Genomic DNA, 16,343 nt, shown 5'->3' with positions numbered 1-16,343 from the left:
AATAGGCACCGCGCTTGAAGGTGATGATCTTGCGGCGGCCGTCGTTGAAGCAGGCCACCCGCAGCGTTTTGGGTTCCTTACGTGACATGGGTGTCTCCGTTCTCCGTGTGGTCAGGCGGCCTCGGCACTGCGCCCTGCCCTACCCGCCTCTGACCGTGCGATCAGGTAATCACAGGCGCGCTGCGCGTCAGCGGCGTGCTTGAAGATGGCGCCCTTGTCCGAGCGCAGAACGCGCAGCCAATTGTAGAGATACGCCGCGTTCATCTCGAGCGTATGCGCCGTGAAGCCGAGCGTCTGACCCAGGAACACCGAGGTCAGTTCCGCGACGATCTCCTCGCGCGCGTAAGAGGTGTTGCCGAACTTCGAGAACCCGAAATCGCGGTTCAGTCGATGCGGGGCTTTCGTGGCGTGGGCCAGCTCATGGGCCCAGACCCCGTAGAAATTGCGCGGGTCCTGGAACCGCGTGATGGACGGCATGTAAACCTTGTCCACGGGCGGCAGGTAGTACGCTTCCGTTCCTGTGAAGACGGTCGTGATGTCGATGGCATCGAAAAACGCCTGCATGTGCGGGATGGGCTCGGACGGCGGATGCTCGGGCACGGGCTCCGGGTCAGGGTAGAAACTGTCGGGCAAGCCCTCGATCTGGCAGGCATTGAACACGCGGTAGGATTTCTGGAAGCGGAATATACGGGCTTCCTCGGAGTGATCATCCCCGTCGCTGTGATCATGCTCATCGCCGGCGTCTCTCCGGCTTTGACCGTAGTAAACGACGACAGAGGACTTCTCGCCCTTGCGAACCTTTGCGTCCAAGGCATTGGCTTGCGGCAACGTCATCCAGAAGGGCGAGCTGTGGCCCGCCATCACGGTCCGCATCGTCAGCAGGAAGTTGTTCACCCCCTGGTAGGGTTCTCCGCCCACGCGCAGGGGACGAGAGCTGCCCCCTGCGGTCCATGGCTTGCGCCACGGCAGGACGCCGCGCTCGATGATGCGGATGATTTCGTTCGTGATGACCTCGGAGGCATCAAATTTGGGCGTGCGGGATCGGGCCATGGCTGGCCTCCTTTCGAGTGTTGATGAGAGGGAGTGGTGATCAGACTGACTGACGGGGCCGCGGATCGTTGACGATCTTGGCACCAAGCACTTCGACCATGTCGATGTAGGTGATCAGCGAGACGGACTTGCCAGGACCCCAGGGTTCAGGGTCGACCGATCCGTCCCGCGTCACCCGCGGCAGGTTCGCGAAGGCAATCACATCAGTGACGGGCCGGACGTCGATGAACGAGGTTCCTCGTGCGACCGCGAGGGCGGCCAAGGGAAAGCGCTCGATCGGCGCGAAGGTCGACACGGTGGTCCAACCGAGATGGATGAACGTGCCGCCCTCTCCGCAGATCACATGCGCGTTTGGCAATGACGCCGCCTGTCTGAGATGGCCGAGATCACGCAGGACGGTCTGGCGTTCGAGCCGCTGTGCCAGCAACGTCTGGCCATTTCGGCGCAGCTCTCCATGCCGCCACCACGAGGCAGCGGTCGCGCGCACCATGCGCAAGACACCTGTTTGCATCGGAATGCCCTTCATCAGGAACGGCAGACCGGAACCCGGTCCGGACCCATCTGAGGGACCCCAAAGGCCCTCATCCGTCAGTCACAAAACCCGAAGAAAACTTTCTCTTTTTCCGGCCCCTTTGGGCACACAACAAAACTGAGAAGCCCGGCACATCTGCCGAAGCCATTGATTTCATGCAGCAATTCTAGATCGGCACCCAAGATCGGCAACGCATATCGGCAAAACCTTGCTTGAAAGTACGAAATGTGTTTATTTTTCAATTACTTTGCAAACATGGAAGATCGGCAAAAATGCTGGAAACACCCGCCAGGATCGAACCCTGCTTCTTCGAGGAGCATATTCCCACAGAACTTGCAGACCTTTCGGTCGACATCCAGAGGGAAGCCACCGGGCTGGGACAAGGGTTGCATCCTGACAGCGCAGCCGAACTTGCCGATCTCGTCCGTGTGATGAACTGCTACTACTCCAACCTGATCGAAGGACACAACACGCGCCCCCGCGACATCGAAAGGGCGCTGGCTGGTGCCGAGCTTGAGGAAGAAACCCGTCCCCTAGCCCTTGAGGCCCGGGCGCACGTCATCGTTCAACGGGCCATCGACGAGATGCATCGCAAGGGCACCCTGCCCCGCCCCACATCCGTCGAATTCCTGACTTGGGTCCATAAGAGCTTCTACGACGAGATGCCGGATGAGTTTCGGGTCATCGAACATCCCGACGGCACACAAGAGCCCATCGTTCCGGGACGCATGCGCCAGGATGATGATCGGGAAGTTGCGGTCGGGCGCCACCTACCTCCTTCATCGTCGCGCGTCGCGGCATTCATGGACCATTTCGACAAACGATTTCAGATTGCGGCGCGGTCTTCGAGCGGACGGATCATCGCGATCGCCTCTGCACATCACCGGCTCAACTACATCCACCCTTTCCCGGATGGTAACGGCCGTGTCAGCAGACTGATGTCTCATGCCATGGCCCTCACAGCGGGGATTGGTGGCCAAGGGCTCTGGTCCGTATCACGTGGGCTGGCCCGCGGGCTAACCGATCGGGGCGAGTACAAACGGATGATGGATCTGGCCGACAGTCCACGCCGCGGAGACCGCGACGGACGGGGGAACCTGTCAGAAGCGGCACTGAAGACGTTTAGTGAATGGTTCCTAAAGGTGACGCTCGACCAGATCACCTTCTCAGCAAGATTGTTCGATCTCGGCGGACTAGACCAACGGTATCGTCGTCTTGTTGCAGATACCATCGATGACAAGCGAGCGCCGGAACTAATCTCGGCGGTTCTTCGGCATGGGGCACTGGAACGAGGCGATGCGCAGATTGTGCTCAAGACGTCCGAGCGTACTGCTCGCAACACGCTGAGTAAACTGACCGCCGCCGGATACATGACGTCCGCCTCGCCGAAGACGCCAGTTCGGTTGGCGTTTCCGTTGGATTATCGAGAGCGGCTCTTTCCAAACCTCTTTGGAGACGGTGACCTCCCACAATAACTTTAGGCATTTAGGGTGTAATGCCTGGCCGCCGATTTCTTTCATGGGTGGCGAGATTTCCATCAAGGGTCGCTCGTGTGGCACTTGTCCACCGCGGTGGACATCTGCTGGTCTGAGATAAACTGAACAACCACCACGCGTCGCTAGGTGCTTTTGGTCAGTTGTGATTGCCATAAGCGCCGCCTCCCGTTGGAAGTCCACCGCGGTGGACATTAGACGGTTCGCTCATTGGTTTCGGACAGTCGCTTGATCAAAGCTAATGGATCAAATTGGTTTTGCCTTTGACCCAAGGTGATACTGTGGAAATACGCTCCAAAATCCCTGATGCTTTTTCCAAGCTGTAGCATGATGAAGATCGCGCATGATGCTTTCTGGGCTCCTACAGCATTCTTTGCTTTCTCAAATGTTTCTGGGTGAATGCCCATCATGGGTGCAAGTGTTCGAGCGTGGTTTTCAATGTCGAACCAGTTTCTAAGTCTCTCTGTGGAGAAGGATGTTGCCTGATCGCAGACTGAGGTCAGCAAGTGTGGCTTCAGTTTTTCATCGGCCATGTCGTTATCTAAATCTTTATTTTCTTTTATAGACTTAGATTGGTGCCGGACAGTTTGTCCGTCATTGGCGGGCAATTCCATAGTTTCTGGTGGGTCATCTGGGGTAGATAAACTCTGGCATTCAGCGTCTGTACTGGCGAGCAGTGCGTGATATTCGGGGAGGCTTAGCTTCCTGCGTAGAGCTTTCCGTGCGTGGTTGATGAATGTGTTGCTGGGATCATGCTCTTCCAAATGGGCGAGCTTTGTAAGGATCTGTTTGCGGACAAATATCCGATCGCGCCGGTTATTCTCTATCTCTTGCGCGATGGCGATAAGCTCGCTCGCACGTTGGAGCAGGGGGGCGAGAGACAATCCATAACTGATGCACTTCCCGCCGGATGAGCGTACGCGGTAGCGCTTTCGGTTCGAGCTGTCATTGCGCTTGATGAATCCGAGTTCAACGAAGCGGTTGATGTGCCTGCGGAGTGTCCGTTCGTCGATCCCGCCAACGCGCTGGCAAATGGTGTAGTTGGACGCAAATACCGTTTCGCCGTGGCCAGGTTTCAAAAAGCTGAGCATTGCTTGAAGGGTCTGGATGTGGCCAGGGCGAAGCCCGAACACGCTGCGCGCGTCTCTCAGAGCCCTGAAGATGGTCCAGACGTCGGTTTCGGATGGGGGAAATGAGCCGCGGGTTGCATCAGCACCTGCGGCATCGATCGACAGTTTTGTAAATGCCATGGTTTGTTCACGATGACCGTTCGGCCCACAGCTTCCCTGTCTCCTCCCAAGATTTTATCTGGGAAAAGGCAATAAAAATCGGTTCACCGAATCGGTGACTCTTGACCGGTTTGCTGGAGGTTGCTACATCATGAGTGCAAATCGAATGATGAGGGCTCTCCAGGGGAAACTTTGGGGGGCTCTTTTCTTTCTGGTCTTCGCTTTTCTCCTTTGCTCGGGTTCCTCTATGTGGCCTGGGTTAGGACCCAGAGCCGCTCTCATTCCGCCACTCATCGAAGAGTTGCAAAAGCGTAGCTTCCGCACGCTCCTCGAGCCACTGGCCGAATTCCGGATTGTCCTTTTTGGCGATCTTGATGGCGATCGCTTTCTGATCGACTGTCAGCGTTCCGACAGTGTCGCCGCTCTCATTCTTGACGACGGACGTCACGCCGCGACTGGTCAGTTTTTTGTCTGCACGCGCCTTGTGCGAGCAAGCAGAATAGACCGCCTGAAATCTCTCGGGGCTTGGAGTGTCGTCGGGCAGGGCGGCGATCACCTCTTTGGCCGAATTCACCAAGTCTACCTTTCCCGATAGGGCCGCTAGATCACCCCACTGCCGTCTTCCGATGCCATGTGCCGGCCCGATAAGCTGAACAAGCCCATCAGGCAGTTGATCGATAACGACCCGGTGGTTGGACACGCCTTGCCGGGTTAATCCCAAAGCATCCTGAATGACGCCGGGTTTATAACCAATTTCCTGCATCTCTCTGATAAACAGAGATTTTTCTATGAAAGACGGATCAAGTCGAAGGTTGTTCTCTTGACCCTGTGCGATAAGCGAGGCGTCGTCGTCCAATGTGCGAACGATTGCCTTGACCGTTCCTCCGATCTTGCGAATCGCCGCCAGTCTACGGCGACCGTAGATGATGCGGTATCTGTCGGGTTGGCCCGATGGGCGGACCATGATCGGCACTTGTTGGCCATGCTTGCGAATGCTCTCGGCAAGCTCGTCGATACTCGTATCTTCCAGCACCAACCGATCGCGAAGGCCACCCATGTCAATCTGATCGGGTTCGATGTCCCGGATCGAATTGGCCGTGATTTCGCGCAAGGAGTCCCGCAATCCGCCAACAGAGCCGGGCAGCTTTGCAGCTTTTTCCAGGGTAGGGGAGGGAGCCGCGCTCTCTTTTTCGTCCTTCGGAGGTTGGTTGAAAATGTTTCTGGCCATCAGCGACGCCCCCATGCCATTTGGATCGTCTGCTCCAGTTCATCGGCAACGCCGTTCACGCTGGTCAGAGCGCGATCAATCGTTTTCCTGATGAACTGGCCGGGATCAACTTCGTATACGGTTTGCTGGGTCATTCCGGCGTCAGAGATTGCGGTAGACTTCAGCATGGGTTCAGTCATGACCTGGCCGGCGAGAATTGATCTCAGGTAGCCAGCCATTTGGGTCTGTGGCCCGTCTGACGGCTCATACCTTGTGATCAGGAATTTGACGAAATCCCATGTCACACGCCGTCCAATCGCTTCTTCCACGGCCTTTACCGTTTCTGACGCAAGTTTCAGGAATTGGCTCATGGAAGCGATGTCGAGCATGCCTGGTACGACGGTTACGAGGAGCCCCGTAGAGGCCGCCAATGCCGTGAGAGTCAGAAAGCCGAGTTGAGGAGGGCAGTCGATCAATACGATGTCGTAATCTGCCTCTACCTCCTCGAGCGCCAAGGCGAGGCGCTCCGCAAAAATGGGCTGCATCCGACGGGCGAGCGCGTTTGCTGTCTCGGTTTCGTACTCCGAGAGCATCAAGCCCGCCGGAACCATGTCGAGTTTGTGAAAGTAGGTCTTTTGGATCACGTCAGAGAGCGGAACCTGATCCTCATATCTCAGAGCATCATAGATTGTTCCGCCCTCGGCGAACTCGAGCTCAGGGCGAAAGCCGAAAAATGTGGTCAAACTTGCTTGCGGATCGAGATCCAGGACCAAAACACGGTAGCCGCGCAAGGCATAACGCTGTGCAAGATGTATCGTCGCTGTTGTTTTCGACGAACCACCTTTGAAATTGACGACCGATAGCACCTGAAGTCGGTCACCATCGCGTCGACCTGGCCGATACGATTCGGCGTTCTTTCCTGTGCGCTCCAAGATGTTGCGCAGTTCGTCCACTTCTTGGGCTGTGTAGAAGCGGTGCCCGCGGTTATCAGTATGCACTTCCGGGAAGCTACCGTCTTTGTGCCGGTTGCGCAGGTTAGATGTGCTTACGCGCAGGAGACCGGCAACTTCGGTCGAGCTGAAACGCCGCAAGGCTTTACGCTCTTCGGGTTCGAAGGCGATCTTCATCTGCCGATCCAAGGACTCGGCCAGATTGTCGGCAAACGTGCCGATGTCAGAAGAGCCTATGCCTTGCGCATATCCAACGTTTCGATCATCCATATCCTGCCGCCCGCTCTTGGCCTCTGTTAAGGCTCTTGATCATTTTGACGACGCACAACGTGTCTGACGCAATTTGCCGTCAGGATGGGAATGCCACGATCCACCGAGTCCGGCAAGAAGAATCTAGATGTAGTGCAAAAGTTATCCACAGCACCTATAGGTGTTGCCGCGTAAAAAACTCAGCAAGTCATTGATATAGATATATTAAATGCAGATCTAACCGAATCGAGCCGCTACTCTGTTGAGTTGGCACAATAGCAGCTAACCCCAAGCAACTAATGGCACTTTCTGCCTCCTGCGGAGTTTTCTCCCGGCGGAATTCTTTGGATTCGGGTCAGAAGCTACACCTGATCTTGGCTCGATTCGTACGGCATGAGGCCAAGTCGTTCCGCCCGCTCCAACAGCATTTTCACCGAAGACGGCTGCCAGCTTGTCCGCCCGCGTGGCGTGCGCTCGCGCATCGCTTTCAGGCGGGTGCAGATCGCCTGAAGCGTAATGTCGGGATCCGCGCCCTTGATGGCAGCGACGATGGCGGGCAAGCGATCGTCCGTTTCGCGGCGCCCGGCGCGGGCCAGTACCTCGGCAGGCAGGAAGCCGTCGCGGACATAGGCCTTCACGGCGCGCAAAAGACGGCTTTGGGTCCAGCGACGCGCCTCGGGCAGGGGGCCGTTGATGATGCGCAACACGTCTTCCCAGGCCAAGTCGGGGCGCAACCGGCGGACATGCGGCACCCAATCCTGCGCGGTCTCATTCAAGCGCTCCATGTAGCCGTCTTGCCGCGCCAGCCGCACCTTGCGCAGCGCGGCGGGGTCCTTGGCGCGAAGCCCGGGATTTCCGCCCACGCGGCCCTTGGCGCGCGCCGAGGCAAGTCCCGCCTTTGTCCGCTCGCGGATCAGTGCGCGCTCGAACTCCGCCGCGGCGCCCAGAACCTGCAGCGTAAACTTGCCCTGCGGTGAGGACGTGTCGATCGGGTCCTGGAGCGAGCGGAAGAAGGCACCCTTCGTCTCTAACCGCTCGATCACCTCGAGAAGGTGCGACAGAGACCGCGCAAGTCGGTCGATCCGAACGACAACCAGCGTGTCGCCCTTGCTGATGCGCTCCAGTACGCGGGCAAGCACCGGACGCGCGCGATTGCCGCCTGAGGCGTGCTCTTCATGGATTTCGACGCATCCCGCTGTTTGCAGGGCCTCAGACTGGGGCAGGGGGGTCTGATCCTCGGTGGAGACGCGCGCATAGCCTATCAGGGGCATGAAATCGACCCGTTTGCAATTTAAGTTACATCCAATAAACGACCGTTTGTGAACGAATGCAAGTAGGTGCTCTCTCTTCGTGCTCATCCCAAAACCCTTGGTTTCCTTGCGCTGAGCGCGATCTGAGAGGTTCCACCGGCAGTCGCGCGCGCATACTACATAAAGAGCAATGGCAACCGCCACGAAATCACTTGGGTAATATGCAAAAGAACAGTATTTTGCACGTATGAAGCCCCAAGCATCCGCCTTGACTGATGATTTCGATGACCACCTCATCACTATCGAGGAGGATGAAGAGGCTCACGAAGAGGATCTCTGGTTTCTGCCGGGACCACTCGAAGAAGCACCGGATGATTTGCCTCCCGGGCCACGGGCAGAACCGCCGGACACTGCCGCCATCGAAGACTGGGCAAAGGCAGAAGGCGTTCACGCTGCGCGACTGGCAAGAGTGGCCGGACGCCTGGGTGCTCTGGATGACCGGCTGCTGCGTGGCCCGGAAGGCTGGCGGCATCGCCTCGCTCTTATCGAGGCAGCGGACCTTAGCTGGTTCGCAGGGGATCGGGTGAGTTCTGATCGTCTGGCGCTTTGGATATCGATGCGGCTGTCAGGTGCACAGGATGACCCAAATGCCCTGGCAAGAGTTGGATGGGCTGTTCGGCGCCTGACAGGTGGTCCCGGACCGAAGGCTAACTTGGCCGCCTTTCTGGATCGCCGCGATCCCGAGAACATTGAAGGCAGCGCTGAGCGTTTCGAAGATCGCGCGGGCGGATGGCTGGACGTAATGGCCGCAGCAGCCGAGCTCCACCCAATCACGCGGGCTTGCATGGGCTTTCATCTCTGGAGCCTCGCCGGCCTCGGACAGCACGGCGACCAGATGGAAGCCGCCGTCACCGCGTCCAGGATCGCGGCCAGCGATGGAAGCGGCGCCATCTTCGCACCGCTCGCCATGGGCGGGGCAGGGGGGCTGCGTGTTTCGGGCTTGCCGCCCGAACGTTTGGCCCGCTGGCTGGATGGGATGAACAGCGCAATTCTAACGGCGATGCGTCATCTAGATGGTACCCAAACATGGAGTGTTCGGGCGGAAGGAGCCATGTCTCAGCTTTCGGGCAGAACTCCGGCCGCTCTTCGGTCTGTGTTGACTGAGTGGCCTTTGGTGTCGGCCCCAATGGCGGAGGCCCTAACAGGCGCAAGTCGCGCGGCTGTTCAAAGGAACCTCGCATGGATGGAAGAGCGAGGCCTGATCCGAGAAGTGACGCAACAAGGACGATTCAGGATGTGGCGGGCAACAGTCTAGTGTTTGACTTTCAATGGCTTACGCCTCTAGATCAACGCAAATTGGGAAATCCAAACTCATGGTAGAGAAGTATTTTTGAATGGCACTTTTCGGAAAGCAATTTTTCAGAAGCTCAGACGCAACGGCTGAGGACGCTTACAGGTCAGGCGTCATGGCGATGACGGCGAAAGACTTTCAAGGCGCTTATCATCACTTCAACCGCGCAGCAGAAGGAGAGCACGGTTCAGCGTATTACAACTTGTTCCTCCTGCACGGAGGCGGCTATCTGCCCACCTTCGATCTAGATGCCGCAGCGGACAATTTCTACAAGGCGGCGGCTATTGGTCATCCCAAAGCAGAGCAGCAGCTTTACATGTTGGAGGGTGCCGATCGGGCCGGTTTCGGAATGGACAACCTTGCCGCGTTGGCCGCAGGCTCAGTCGAAACCGGCTTTCTCCCACCGATCTTAATGGTCTGTGCGTGTCGTTTTGTTAGCGCCGTCAGCATCAAGTATGGTGCTACGATGGATGTCATCGCCTATGAACTGGACGCAGCAAGTTCCAGCGAAGACGAATATGTGCAAGCCTTCATTCGTCGAACGGGAATAGCCTCAAGTTTCTACCGGGGCGGCCTAGATCGACTTGTCGAAGGGTCTGCTGCCGACCAGATCACCGATGGTCTGAATGATTTCAGCTTGGCTCTCAGCCGGTCCGGAATGGCAAGCAAACTCGGAAAGATGGCGCGCTGCAGTGTGGTCGGCTACACAATCAAGAAATCCTACCTGGGAGAGAACGCAGCGCCGCTTCTGGGCGTAAAGCGCTTCTTCGAAGTCTGAATGCAAAACAGACCGCCGACAGCGCGATCTCGCTTGCACGATGAAACGAACAGCCTCCAGAAGACTTCGCCTCGTAGCCGACCGTTTTCGGTCGACCAATGGCCACTTGGCGCCGCCAGTGCTTCGTTTCGACAGTTGATAGTGGGCGGTCTATGCGATGATTGAGTGGCTGTTCGGTGCGGCCGTTTTCGGATTGGTTGGAGAACTCTTCGGGGCATCGCGTCGGCCATCATCAGCTCCTTCGTACCAGTCGGTCAGCACCCGCCCAAAGTTTGCCCTGAAGGAGAGCCATTCCAACACGCCGAAGAACGGCGGATCATGTATGTGGCAATGACCCGCGCACGCTCAACCGTCACGCTGCTGGCGTCTGAAAACAACGACGGGGCTTACGGCGAATTCTGCTTCGACGCGCGCGCTCGCTCCATTCACCTCGAGTTCAACGAGCGCTTCACCTCGTCCGAACTCTACACGCACGATTTCTGAGGGGGCGGAGATGGCACATCCCTACCACCACGCCCTGTCCTCGGTGAAGAAATGGGGCGGCACGGTCGAGGATTTCATGGCGGTGCATGCCTGGTTCGACCAGAGCAAGGAGATCACAGCGGACTTCCGGCACCGGGCGCTGCGCCACCATGCCGAGGGCATCTTCATGGCCGAGACGATTTTCGGCCCGACCCTTACGCTCTCGACCGGGCGCGTCATCCCGACCCGCTGGGTCGGCGAGCAGCATGTGAAGGAGGACCTCGGCTTCATCCCGAGCTTCGCCGATTGGGTGAAGGCCATTCGGCCCGAGCCTTGGATGGGTCGAACCGAACGGATCGAGGCACAGGTCGATCCGCATCTCGCTTCGCTCGTGGTCGAGGTCATGTGACATGACCGATCCCACTTATCTAAGTCTTGGCTTGCCGCCGACCGCTTCGCCACTGGCAGTGGTTCGCGCGGCGGTTCGGGCGCTGCACCCCAAAACGCGCGCCGTTTGCGGCCTCCGGACGGCGCGCAAGCGTTTCTACCGGCAAATGCTCTCCGCGCATGCCGCACGACAGGCGGCAGACGACACGCCGATCGGCTGATCGCTCCCGGCCGACCCATCATCCCCGGCCTCTTGGCCGGGTTTTCCCCATTCAGGAGGTCCCCATGGCGGATTACTTCACTCACTTCTCATGCCTGCTCGACGTCGGCACCCCCGACAAGGCGGCCCGCGCGCTTAAGCTGTTCGAGGAACTTCGCGCTGCGGATCAGGACGCTGACGACCCAGATGTCGCTGGTTTCGATCTCGTGCACCAGGATGCCCCCGAGGGCAGCAGCCTCTGGATCCATGACGACGAACACGGCGATGTCGAAGCCGTCATCCGCTTCGTCTTGCGGCTCGCCGAAGACCTCGACCTCACCGGCCTTTGGGGGTTCCAGTATGCTCTGACCTGCTCCCGGCCGCGGCTCGACGCCTTTGGCGGCGGTGCGCATGCCATCGATCTTGGCGCTCGTAAATCCATCGGCTGGTCCAGCACGCAAGAATGGTTGGTCGCGGCGCTGAACGGGGAGGACGCACATGCCTGAGATCATCTGCACCACCGTCTACCAGTTCCCCGAACTCTCGGATGCCGCCAAGGAGAGGGCGCGCAGCTGGTATCGCGAGCTCGGCCCCCATGACGATTGGTGGGACGCGGTCTACGAGGATTTCGAGCGAGTCTGCGAAATCCTCGGTATCCGCCTGAAGACCACGCCCCTCCGCCTGATGGGCGGCGGGACGCGGGCCAAGCCCTGCATCTGGTTTTCCGGCTTCTGGAGCCAGGGCGACGGGGCCTGCTTCGAGGGCTATTGGTCCCACGTCAAGGGTGCGGCCGCGCGCATCCGGGACTACGCCCCGACCGATGCGACGCTGCATGAAATTGCCGACCGGCTGCAGGCCATCCAGCGGCGGAACTTCTACCAGCTCGCCGCGGAGGCCAGCCACCGTGGCCGCTATTACCACCAATATACCATGTCGGTGGACGTCTCGCGCAACAGCCCGACCTGGCAGCCGCCGACCGAGGACGCGGAAGACGTCGTGACCGAGGCGCTGCGTGATCTGGCCCGCTGGCTCTACCGCCGGCTTGAGACCGAATACGACCACCTCACCTCGGACGAGGCTATCGAGGAGGGGATCATCGTGAATGCGTATACGTTCACCGAAGGAGGGCGCCGGTTCGGGTAACGGGAATCAAGGCGCAGGGTTCATTTGATCTTTACAATAAGACCATATGGACTATACTGAAGCCAGTGGAGGGTACCATGTACGTCGCAGAGAAAATCCGGGAACTCGCAGAGATCAACGCAGTCGCGTTGAAAGCTTATGCGCGCGTGGTCGAAGCCTGGGGTCTCAGCCTCAAGGAAGCGGCGAGCCTTGCCGATATGTCGGAGAGCACCTGGAAGCGCGCCAAGAAGCCGGGTTTCGCGGGGGAGCTTACCAAGGACCAACTGCTGCGGCTCAGTGCGGTGATCGGCATTTACAAGTCGCTCGAGCTCTATTTCTCCGAGCCGCTCGCGCGAAGCTGGTTCACCCGACCGAACACCGGTCCGCTGTTTGGGGGCAGCCGGCCAGTTGACACCGCCATCGACGGGGGTTTGCCGCAGATCCTCGCGGTTCGGACCTATCTTGATGCGTTGCGTGGCGGGGCATGAAGCAGACCGAGATTTCCGATCGCGGTCTCGTTCGTCTCCTGCCCGCTACCTACCACAAGCCGCCATCCCTGCGCGGTCTCGTCGATACCGATGACGAGATGGAGATCTTGGCAGAGATCGAGGGCCTGACCAGTGGCCGTCTACAGGCCGAACGAGGGCGCAACCCGCATCTGGATCCGCGCGAACTCGCTTGGCAGCGCCGCAGCCGCGATCTGCGCATCTATGGGGACAGTCACGTCAATGCCGCCTTCACCTACACTCGCGCCGGCGGAAACCGCTTCAACGCCGAGGAGCGCGGCGCGTGGTACTGCGCATGGGATGTGATGGTTTCTGTCAGCGAAGTGGCCTGGCACCGCACACGCGAACTCGGTTTTACCGGCAGCTTCCACGACAGCGCCCGTTATGTGGAATTGCTGGCCGACTTCATCGGCGTCTTCGACGACATGACCGATGAGGCAGGTCATCCGGCGCTGCATCCGGATCCGGCTGTCGGGTATCCCGAGGGCCAAAGCCTGGCACAGCATCTGCGTCGGGGCGGATCCAAGGGCCTGATTTACCCTTCGGTCCGGGCTCCTGCACCGGGCGGGAATTGCTTGGTCTGCTTCGAGCCCCACGCAATTCAGAACGTTCGTCCTAGCGCGTCTTGGGATCTTGTGTGGGATGGGACACCGCACTACTCGATTGCGGCCGTCGGCTGATCCGCAAAACCGTACTTGGCCAGGAGGCCTATAAAGATGGCAACGCCTGATATCGAAAGCCCAGACCGCACCGGTCTCAAGCAGATCGACCATGAGCGCTTCTTTGAAGCGATAGACTCGCCGCTTTTGCGACCGAAGCCCTGCGCTCTGCCTTTCATCGGGCAAAAACGCGGTCATTTCAGCGAAACGCAGGGCTTGGAAGCGCCGACTGAGTTCACCCGTCTTCGGCGCCTCTCATCGACGCGATGAGGATGGCCAACGCAAAGCGCCCCTCGCGACGGTGCTGGGCGTGGCTCAGCCCAAGAGCTTCAACAAGGCGTCGCGATGCGCGGCATGTTTTTCGGGGTTGTCGCGCTTCAGTTTGTTCAGGTTGAGGACTTTCCACTTCACGGCCGGTAGATCAGCGGCTTGCGAGCGGTTGATCGCCGCAAAGTCAGGCTCGCCGTCCTGAAGCGTCAGTAGGAACTGCCTCGCCTGGTCATCGAGCCTCGATTGCAGATCGGCGACCAACTTCAGGCGCGTCGCCAGAAGCGTATCGAGAGGGACGGGTGTTCTGGTCATGCCCTCGAATTCCCGCGCGTAGGGTTGCTCGAGATCGATCAGGTTCGGATCGAGCAGCTCATGCGCCGGGCGCGGCGAACTGGCGACATAGATCAGGAAGGTCTGGAAGAGGTCCTGCGTCAGGCCTTCGTTTTCGTAGAGGAGCGTGACGTCGTAGAGATCCCGTGGATGCTGCCTGTCGAGGGCAGCGTGCAGTTTGCCAGCGAACAGGTCCTCGAACGAGACGATCTGCATTTCGGCATAGCCATAGGCATCTTCCACGGCTGCAGAGACGGTCCGGACCTCCGGGTCGTGGACGACGCCACGGGTCACAGGCGAGGTTTCGATCTTGATCTCGGCATTCCCAAAGCGTGCCAGCAGCCGCGTGGCCCCGCCGCCGCCCCCTTGGATACGCTGAGATTTCGCGCCGCGAATGCCGGTCTCGATGGCGGCCGCGATGCGATCCATCGCGGCATTGATCTCGTCCAGGCTCTCGGCGCGGTCCTTGATCGGTAGATAGGTCAGGTCGATGTCGACCGACAACCGTGGCAGATCTCGGTAAAATAGGTTAATGGCCGTCCCGCCCTTGAGCGCGAAGACGTTCTCGTCCGCGACATGTGGCAGAACGCGCACCAGCAGTGCAACCTTGGCTTCATAGGTCTCACGCGCCACTGTCGGCCTCCGGTTTCACGAAATCTTCCGGCACCATGATCCGATAGCGCGGGTGGATTTTGCCACCTCGGACTAGGGCTCGGTCACCGCTTCCGAGATCGAAGGCCTGCGGGTCGATCCGTTTGCGCCAGGGATGATCGTGGCGGTCGGCGAAGACGAAGAACAGACGCTTTACCTTGATCTTCTGGCACGCTTGCAGGAGGTCGGAAATCAGCCTTGGGCGCAGGGTTGTCAGGCTCTCGAAGACCATGTCGAGTGTGTGGAAACTCTCATGGTGGGGCAACTCCTCCATGGCTTCCAGGATTGCGCGCTCCGGCGTCGACATTGTCAGACCCCAGTTCCATGGCTGGCCTGTCGTATTGCCCTCGATCACACCCAGCTTCTGATCGGTGAACAAGGAACGGGGGCGGATATTGATCGGGGCATCCGTCGGCAGTTTGATCAGCCAGTTCGGGACCTTGTCCCCGTAGACCCAGACTGGAGCGCTTTCCCCCAGGCGGAGGTAATGGGCATGTCCTTGTTCACCGAGTGCCGTCGTGCTCCCGACATGCAAATCATGACCCATGATATGTTGCATCGAAAGGATGCAGGTCTTCCAGTCGATGCTGTTGGACGCCTGCATATTCGGGACTGGCCGGCGGAAGACACCGCGTGCGATGCGTTCCAGCCAGCCGCGTTTCACATAGTCACGGAAGCTCTCATAGGCGATGCCTTGCGAGACGAGCCATGCGGCATCGACCAGATACCCGGCGGGTACGGCATCGAGCACTTTCTTCAGATTCTGTGACCTTGCGGTGTCCATGATGCCTAAAGTGACAGGTTTTCAAAGAGACATCTACAGGTTTCTTTGATGAGAATGCTTTTCCAGCGTTATGGACGCTCCTATCTCACCATTTCTAAAGAACTGAGGGACTAGCCCCAAGGGGTGTGAGATCTGAAGTCGCTGGGTTGAGAGACGGCTACGACTTGCGGTGGTTACCGAAGGTCGCAGCGGTGCACCTCCCGGCGTGCCGCCGGAACCAGACCTTGGTCCTTCGGACAGGAGCTTGACCGAGGCTGATGTCCCGAAGGTCCAGTCTGCCAACCTACAGCTTGGCAGCTGCGCTCGGTTTCCCAACCGCCATGGGTGTCGGAGAGGAAGTCGTAGGCCAGCTGCTCCACGACATCTTCGAGTGAAAGCGCCCGCATCTCGACCTCCGGGTCGTCCCAGGTCAATGCGGCATAGGCGATCTGGGTCTTGGGGAAAGTGACTTCGGCGTCGCCAGCGTAGGCTTCGATGCTTTCAACCTGGCCGCTATCGCCATAGCCGTCAAAGCTCACGGTCACATGGGTGATGCCCGCGGCAGTCAGGCCATCGAAGAGGCGCTCCTTGTTGGCCGGACGCAAAGCTGCGATCCGCGCGTCACGCTCGGACTGCCGAGCCAGCACGGCGGCGAAATCAATCCTGGACGGCGCCATCGGCGCGGCCAAGGTGGGTTCGATCTTGGACATTGGAAACTCCGAAATGAGGGAAAGGATCTGAACCCCGAGGCTCTCTCGTCCTCCTAGCCGCCATTATTCATCAGGTTCAGATTTTGGCGGTCGGCTGCCTGTATTCCGGAGGGGATGGAGCACCCGCACAGGCGGGTCCGGCGCCCGGGTTGTGAGGCCCGGTCGGTTGCTTGTTCTGGGTCATGTGGATTGATG

General features: G+C 59.0%; 20 protein-coding genes and 1 pseudogene. 11 read left to right on the top strand and 10 right to left on the bottom strand.

Going from position 1 to position 16,343, the window contains the following annotated elements:
• The 3 genes from AC13D8_RS00345 to AC13D8_RS00335 form a co-directional block, all read right to left on the bottom strand.
• A partial coding sequence (locus AC13D8_RS00345) for a DUF6330 family protein (RefSeq protein ID WP_482967182.1) occupies positions 1–88 on the bottom strand: 88 nt, incomplete at its 3' end.
• A 23-nt stretch (positions 89–111) separates the two neighbouring features.
• On the bottom strand, positions 112–1,050 hold the full coding sequence (locus AC13D8_RS00340; RefSeq protein WP_482967181.1) for an ArdC family protein: 939 nt from the start codon (positions 1,048–1,050) through the stop codon (positions 112–114).
• 40 nt (positions 1,051–1,090) lie between these two features.
• Positions 1,091–1,576 (bottom strand): hypothetical protein, encoded by a 486-nt coding sequence (locus tag AC13D8_RS00335; RefSeq protein ID WP_482967180.1) that lies wholly within the window; start codon positions 1,574–1,576, stop codon positions 1,091–1,093.
• 278 nt (positions 1,577–1,854) lie between these two features.
• Between AC13D8_RS00335 and AC13D8_RS00330 the strand changes: the two genes are divergently transcribed.
• Positions 1,855–3,057, top strand: coding sequence for a Fic family protein (locus AC13D8_RS00330; protein WP_045685466.1), 1,203 nt, complete (start codon positions 1,855–1,857; stop codon positions 3,055–3,057).
• A gap of 212 nt (positions 3,058–3,269) precedes the next feature.
• Here the strand turns inward: AC13D8_RS00330 and repC are convergent, their stop codons facing one another.
• From repC to AC13D8_RS00310, 4 genes are all read right to left on the bottom strand, one after another.
• Positions 3,270–4,325, bottom strand: a complete 1,056-nt coding sequence (gene repC / locus AC13D8_RS00325; RefSeq protein ID WP_482967179.1) for a plasmid replication protein RepC — start codon at positions 4,323–4,325, stop codon at positions 3,270–3,272.
• A 238-nt stretch (positions 4,326–4,563) separates the two neighbouring features.
• Entirely contained in the window at positions 4,564–5,532 is a 969-nt protein-coding gene (gene repB / locus AC13D8_RS00320) for a plasmid partitioning protein RepB (RefSeq protein WP_482967178.1), read from the bottom strand.
• Positions 5,532–6,731, bottom strand: a complete 1,200-nt coding sequence (repA, locus tag AC13D8_RS00315) for a plasmid partitioning protein RepA (RefSeq protein ID WP_092838868.1) — start codon at positions 6,729–6,731, stop codon at positions 5,532–5,534. The genes repB and repA overlap by 1 nt, the downstream gene beginning before the upstream one ends.
• 341 nt (positions 6,732–7,072) lie before the next feature.
• On the bottom strand, positions 7,073–7,981 hold the full coding sequence (locus tag AC13D8_RS00310) for a recombinase family protein (RefSeq protein WP_482967177.1): 909 nt from the start codon (positions 7,979–7,981) through the stop codon (positions 7,073–7,075).
• Positions 7,982–8,207: 226 nt separating this feature from the next.
• Between AC13D8_RS00310 and AC13D8_RS00305 the strand changes: the two genes are divergently transcribed.
• The 10 genes and pseudogenes from AC13D8_RS00305 to AC13D8_RS00260 all read left to right on the top strand — a co-directional run bounded on the left by AC13D8_RS00305 (position 8,208) and on the right by AC13D8_RS00260 (position 13,694).
• The gene (locus tag AC13D8_RS00305) at positions 8,208–9,275 is read left to right on the top strand and encodes a hypothetical protein (protein WP_482967176.1); all 1,068 of its coding nucleotides are present in this window, start codon (positions 8,208–8,210) and stop codon (positions 9,273–9,275) included.
• A gap of 79 nt (positions 9,276–9,354) precedes the next feature.
• Positions 9,355–10,089, top strand: coding sequence for a hypothetical protein (locus tag AC13D8_RS00300; protein ID WP_482967175.1), 735 nt, complete (start codon positions 9,355–9,357; stop codon positions 10,087–10,089).
• A gap of 369 nt (positions 10,090–10,458) precedes the next feature.
• A pseudogene (locus AC13D8_RS00295) lies at positions 10,459–10,572 on the top strand (DUF6878 family protein); the annotation flags it as partial.
• Between the two features lie 10 nt (positions 10,573–10,582).
• On the top strand, positions 10,583–10,960 hold the full coding sequence (locus AC13D8_RS00290; RefSeq protein WP_482967174.1) for a DUF6915 family protein: 378 nt from the start codon (positions 10,583–10,585) through the stop codon (positions 10,958–10,960).
• A 1-nt stretch (position 10,961) separates the two neighbouring features.
• Complete coding sequence (locus AC13D8_RS00285) at positions 10,962–11,159, top strand: hypothetical protein (RefSeq protein ID WP_482967173.1); 198 nt, start codon at positions 10,962–10,964, stop codon at positions 11,157–11,159.
• A 64-nt stretch (positions 11,160–11,223) separates the two neighbouring features.
• Positions 11,224–11,643 carry a hypothetical protein gene (locus tag AC13D8_RS00280; protein ID WP_482967172.1) on the top strand — a complete coding sequence of 140 codons (420 nt, stop codon included), beginning with the start codon at positions 11,224–11,226 and terminating at the stop codon, positions 11,641–11,643.
• Positions 11,636–12,280 carry an antitoxin of toxin-antitoxin stability system gene (locus AC13D8_RS00275; protein ID WP_482967171.1) on the top strand — a complete coding sequence of 215 codons (645 nt, stop codon included), beginning with the start codon at positions 11,636–11,638 and terminating at the stop codon, positions 12,278–12,280. Before AC13D8_RS00280 ends, AC13D8_RS00275 begins: the two co-directional genes overlap by 8 nt.
• A gap of 65 nt (positions 12,281–12,345) precedes the next feature.
• A complete protein-coding gene (locus tag AC13D8_RS00270; protein ID WP_482967170.1) occupies positions 12,346–12,747 on the top strand; it encodes an antitoxin Xre-like helix-turn-helix domain-containing protein in 402 nt (133 codons plus the stop codon).
• Entirely contained in the window at positions 12,744–13,445 is a 702-nt protein-coding gene (locus AC13D8_RS00265; RefSeq protein ID WP_482967169.1) for an RES family NAD+ phosphorylase, read from the top strand. The genes AC13D8_RS00270 and AC13D8_RS00265 overlap by 4 nt, the downstream gene beginning before the upstream one ends.
• A 36-nt stretch (positions 13,446–13,481) precedes the next feature.
• Positions 13,482–13,694: a hypothetical protein gene (locus tag AC13D8_RS00260; RefSeq protein ID WP_482967168.1), complete on the top strand. Its 213-nt coding sequence runs from the start codon at positions 13,482–13,484 to the stop codon at positions 13,692–13,694.
• Positions 13,695–13,739: 45 nt separating this feature from the next.
• Here AC13D8_RS00260 and AC13D8_RS00255 read toward each other — a convergent pair whose 3' ends face one another.
• The 3 genes from AC13D8_RS00255 to AC13D8_RS00245 form a co-directional block, all read right to left on the bottom strand.
• A complete protein-coding gene (locus AC13D8_RS00255; protein ID WP_482967167.1) occupies positions 13,740–14,657 on the bottom strand; it encodes a nucleotidyl transferase AbiEii/AbiGii toxin family protein in 918 nt (305 codons plus the stop codon).
• Complete coding sequence (locus AC13D8_RS00250; RefSeq protein WP_482967166.1) at positions 14,647–15,459, bottom strand: type IV toxin-antitoxin system AbiEi family antitoxin domain-containing protein; 813 nt, start codon at positions 15,457–15,459, stop codon at positions 14,647–14,649. Before AC13D8_RS00250 ends, AC13D8_RS00255 begins: the two co-directional genes overlap by 11 nt.
• Before the next feature lie 173 nt (positions 15,460–15,632).
• Positions 15,633–16,148: a DUF6878 family protein gene (locus AC13D8_RS00245; protein WP_482967165.1), complete on the bottom strand. Its 516-nt coding sequence runs from the start codon at positions 16,146–16,148 to the stop codon at positions 15,633–15,635.
• Between the last annotated feature and the right edge of the window lie 195 nt (positions 16,149–16,343).

This window comes from Roseovarius sp. B-10 (assembly GCF_056859295.1).
This window is presented reverse-complemented; position numbering and strand designations above follow the sequence as displayed.